4 protein-coding genes and 1 pseudogene are annotated in these 4,167 nt (G+C 73.0%); 3 read left to right on the forward strand and 2 right to left on the reverse strand.

Annotation, left to right across the window (positions count from 1 at the left end):
- Positions 1-168 precede the first annotated feature (168 nt).
- A complete protein-coding gene (locus H5J33_RS25885) occupies positions 169-327 on the forward strand; it encodes a hypothetical protein (RefSeq protein ID WP_181797272.1) in 159 nt (52 codons plus the stop codon).
- Between the two features lie 107 nt (positions 328-434).
- Here H5J33_RS25885 and H5J33_RS25890 read toward each other — a convergent pair whose 3' ends face one another.
- Positions 435-1,292: a MaoC/PaaZ C-terminal domain-containing protein gene (locus H5J33_RS25890; RefSeq protein ID WP_181797273.1), complete on the reverse strand. Its 858-nt coding sequence runs from the start codon at positions 1,290-1,292 to the stop codon at positions 435-437.
- A 233-nt stretch (positions 1,293-1,525) separates the two neighbouring features.
- On the opposite strand from H5J33_RS25890, the gene H5J33_RS25895 reads away from it, so the two are divergent.
- Together H5J33_RS25895 and H5J33_RS25900 are read left to right on the forward strand one after the other, a co-directional pair.
- Positions 1,526-2,797 carry a sensor histidine kinase gene (locus H5J33_RS25895; protein ID WP_181797274.1) on the forward strand — a complete coding sequence of 424 codons (1,272 nt, stop codon included), beginning with the start codon at positions 1,526-1,528 and terminating at the stop codon, positions 2,795-2,797.
- A gap of 91 nt (positions 2,798-2,888) precedes the next feature.
- On the forward strand, positions 2,889-3,530 hold the full coding sequence (locus H5J33_RS25900; protein ID WP_181797275.1) for a response regulator transcription factor: 642 nt from the start codon (positions 2,889-2,891) through the stop codon (positions 3,528-3,530).
- A gap of 79 nt (positions 3,531-3,609) precedes the next feature.
- Here the strand turns inward: H5J33_RS25900 and H5J33_RS25905 are convergent.
- Positions 3,610-4,167: pseudogene (locus H5J33_RS25905) on the reverse strand (hypothetical protein); the annotation flags it as partial.

Here is a 4,167-nt window from a genome sequence, read left to right on the forward strand (position 1 = left end):
GACCGGCGGGTCGGCGCCGGCGCGGCCCGTGCCCCTGCAACAGGCCCCTCTGGGGCGTCTTGTAACGAACTAGTGCCGGTTGGCGTGTGCGCCTGGATTCGGCCCGTGGTGCGCCGGTTACACTCCCCGGCTGTACCGAAGATCATGTTGACGGGGTGAATACGTCCGATGAGCGACACCAGCACGACCGAACAGCTGTCTGCCGGCTCTTCCGAGACCGCGGGCCACGGCCGGCACCGGGGCCCGGTCGCGGCCCAGGAGAGGGAGACCGCTCCGCACGGCCGGCACCGCAAGCCGGTCCAGGAAAAGGCCGAGGCGGCAGCCTGACGGCAGTGAAGAGGAGGGGGCGTCCGGCCGGGCGCCCCCTTTTTCCTTGCTCCGCGCCCGCCTTCCCGGTCCGAGTGACAACCGGCTGCTTCCCGGGAGCGGCACGCTCAGGAGTGCTCCACGACCGTGTCGGCGAGCACCGGCGCGTCGTCCCGTTCCACGGCGCCCACCCCGACCCGCACCCGTCCCGCCTCCCGCCACATCCGGATGCGCAGCGTCTCGCCCGGGAACACGACTCCGGTGAACCGGGCGCGGTAACCGCGCACGCGGGCCACGTCCCCGTCGAGCAGCGTGTCCACGACCGCCTTGAGCGTCATGCCGTAGGTGCACAGCCCGTGCAGGATGGGCCGGTCGAACCCGGCGCGCCGGGCGAAGTCGGGGTCGGCGTGCAACGGGTTCCAGTCGCCGCTGAGGCGGTAGAGCAGGGCCTGGTCCTCGCGGATGGGGCGCTCGATGGTCCGGTCGGGTTCACCGGCCGGTGGGCCGAGCCGGCCGGAGGGACCGCGGTCGCCGCCCCAGCCGCCCTCGCCCCGGACGAAGATCCGCGCGTCGCTGGTCCACAGCGGGCCGCCGGCGTCGGCGACCTCGGTGCGCATGACCAGGACGGCGGCCGTGCCCTTGTCGTGCACGGCGGTGATCCGGTCGGTGGCGGTGGCCGTGCCCCGCACCGGGACGGGGCGGTGGAACTCGATGCTCTGCCCCCCGTGCAGGACGCGCGCCAGGTCGACGTCGATCCCCGGCATGGACAGCCCGCCGATCACACCGGGCGAGCCGTTGCCCGCGACGGTGGCGAAGCTCGGCAGGACGTGCAGCCGGGACTCCAGGGTGTAGCGCAGCTCGCCGGGGTCGGTGGCGGGACGCCCGGCGCCGATGCCGAGGTGGTAGAGCTGTACGTCCTTGTGGTCCCAGGCGATCTCGCCGGTCCGGGGTTCGGCCGCGAGGGCCTGCGCTGCGTCGATGGGCATGGGGCTCCTGAAACGCGTTCCAGTCCGGCGCCCTCTGTATAGCCGAGCGCTCGGCAGTTGTGAAGGCTCCTGACGACTCGTCAGGCAGGGCCGATGGACCGTGACATTTGTACTGCTCGTTTCCGTATCCCCGTCTCTGTCGAACGCGGCGTCCGGTTCCTTACGTTTGCTACGTACGCTGTGCGTCCTGACGCCGTAGGGCGAGGACCATTCGACCGGGGGGGGACACGGAGATGACGGGGTGGCGCGGACCACTCGACCGGGGGGCGGCCCGGCAGCGGGCGAGGGAGCGGTGGCGGGAGCGGCGCGAGTGCGTCCGGACCGCGCGACGGGCCCGGCGGGAGGGCGGGAAGTCCGGCGCCGGCCATCCGGGCCCGCCGCCCACCGGTTTCACCCTGCTGCCCTGGCTGCTGCTGGGCATGGGCGCCTTCTCCAATGTGATCCAGGGCGACACGCCGAACCCCTGGATCGGCGCCCTGGGCCTGCTGGCCTTCAACTCCCTCTACGTCCATGTCACCTTCCGTGCGTTCGACCGGGCCAAGCGCGAGTCGGTGTCCACCCGGGTGGCCCTGGGACTGCTCGGCCTGGTCACCACGGGACTCGCCCTCGGCTACGGCGGAAACTGGCTGATGTTCTTCCCGCTGCTGGGCCTGGCCACCGGCGCCACCCTGCGCGGGCCGTGGCTGGGCCGGGCCGGGCTGCTGCTCACGCTGTACGCGGGGGCGATCTCCTGGCTGCGGGCCGGCTGGGACGAAGGGACGAGCATCGCCTACGCCACGTTCCTGTCCAGCATGGTGACCGCCGCGATCCTCGGCCTGTCCGAGGCGGTACGGGAACTGCGGGCCGCGCGCGAGGAACTGGCGCGGCGCGCGGTGGAGAAGGAGCGGCTGCGCTTCTCCCGTGATCTGCACGATCTGCTGGGGCACACCCTTTCCGTGGTCGTGGTGAAGTCGGAGGCGGCCCGCCGGCTGGCCTCCCGCGACCTGGACGCGGCGCTGACACAGATCGCGGACATCGAGACGGTGGGGCGGCAGGCGCTCACCGAGATCCGGGAGGCGGTGACCGGCTACCGCGAGGGCAGCCTGGCCACCGAGCTGACCCGGGCCCGGTCGGCGCTGTCCGCGGCGAGCGTGCGGCCGGTGGTCCGCCAGTCCGGCACACCGCTCGACCCGGAGACCGAGGCACTGCTCGGCTGGGTGGTGCGCGAGGCGGTCACCAACGTCGTCCGCCACAGCGACGCCACCCGCTGCGAGATCACCGTGGAGTCGGCCGCCGAGCGGGTACGGCTGACAGTGACGGACAACGGCACGGGTGCCTCCGACGGCAGGGACGGGGACGCCTGCGGCGATGAAGGCACTGTCATCGGTGGTACCGGGCTGAAGGGGCTGACCGAGCGCCTCGCGGCGGCGGGCGGATCCCTGACGGCCGGTGCCTCGCCCCACGGCGGCTTCACGGTCACGGCCGTGCTTCCCGTGAGCGCCGACGAGCTGACGCCGGCGGGGTGACACCGTGATCCACCCGTCGGGGCCGGCGAGTCGCCCCGGGCCGAAGCGGGGCAGTCCGCGTCCCCGCCCACACCCGCCGTACGCTGGCCCCATGAGTAACGCGCCCGGGAAGCAGCGGCCGGCCGCCCCCATCCGGGTGTTGCTCGCCGAGGATCAGGGGATGATGCGCGGCGCGCTCGCCCTGTTGCTCGGGATGGAGGAGGACATCGAGGTCGTGGCCCAGCTGGGCTCGGGGGACGGGATCGTGGACGCCGTGCTCGCGCGGAGCGCGGACGTGGCTCTGCTGGACATCGAGCTGCCCGGGACGAGCGGGCTGGACGCGGCGGCCGAGCTGCGGACGCGGGCGCCCGGATGCCGGGTGCTCATCCTGACCACCTTCGGCCGGCCCGGGTATCTGCGCCGGGCCATGGAGGCCGGTGCGGCCGGCTTCCTCGTCAAGGACGGGCCGGTGGAGGAACTGGCCGCGGCGATCCGGCGGGTGCTCGCCGGAGAGACCGTGGTCGATCCCGCGCTGGCCGCCGCCGCGCTCAGCGCCGGGCCCAATCCGCTGACCCCTCGTGAGTGCGAGGTGCTGAAGGCTTCCGTGGACGGGGCGACCGTCGCCGATATCGCCTCCCGGCTGAAGCTCTCCGAGTCCACCATCCGCAACTACCTCTCCTCCGCGATCGGCAAGACCGGCACCCGCAACCGGACCGAGGCGGTGCGCGAGGCCCGGCAGCAGGGGTGGCTGTGAGACCGTGAGCACGGCTCCCGCCGTACCCGCGGTATCCGCGCCCCCTGCCGTATCGGCGTCCGCTACCGGAGCACCTCCGCTACTGGATCACCTCCGCCGCCTTGATGCTCTCCCCCTCCGGGGCCAGGCACAGGAACCACCGGTCCGGGCTACCGGCGGCCTCCATCGGCAGGTCCACGGTGCTCTCGTCCTTCTTCCACGTGCACTTGACCTGCTGTGCGGTGTGGGCGGTCCGGCCCACCGCGAGCCGGTCGGAGCCCGTGGCGCCCTCCTTCGCCAGCGGCAGCGCGCCGAACGAGACGTTCCGGCCCGTCATGCGGTCCCACTTCTCGACGTTGTCGAAGAGGATCACTCTGGGCCGGTGGTCGTCACCCAGGTAGAGGCTCACGTAGTACGACGTGCGGTTGACGAGGCCGTCGGGTCCGGGCGGCAGCACCGTCTTGGTGAACCCGGACTTCCGCATGGCCTTCAGCTGTCCGGCCGCCTCCGCCCGGTCGCGTGGCGCTCCCCATACGGTCAGCTCCACCCGCCAATCCCTGCCCCGGTCCGTCCCCATCCCCAACGGGGTGCGCTGCGGCCGGTACACATGGCGCGCCTCCGGTGTGGACGGTGCGGCGGCCACGCCCGTCCGCCGTTC

Source organism: Streptomyces sp. WELS2, assembly GCF_013870595.1.
Classification (GTDB): domain Bacteria; phylum Actinomycetota; class Actinomycetes; order Streptomycetales; family Streptomycetaceae; genus Streptomyces.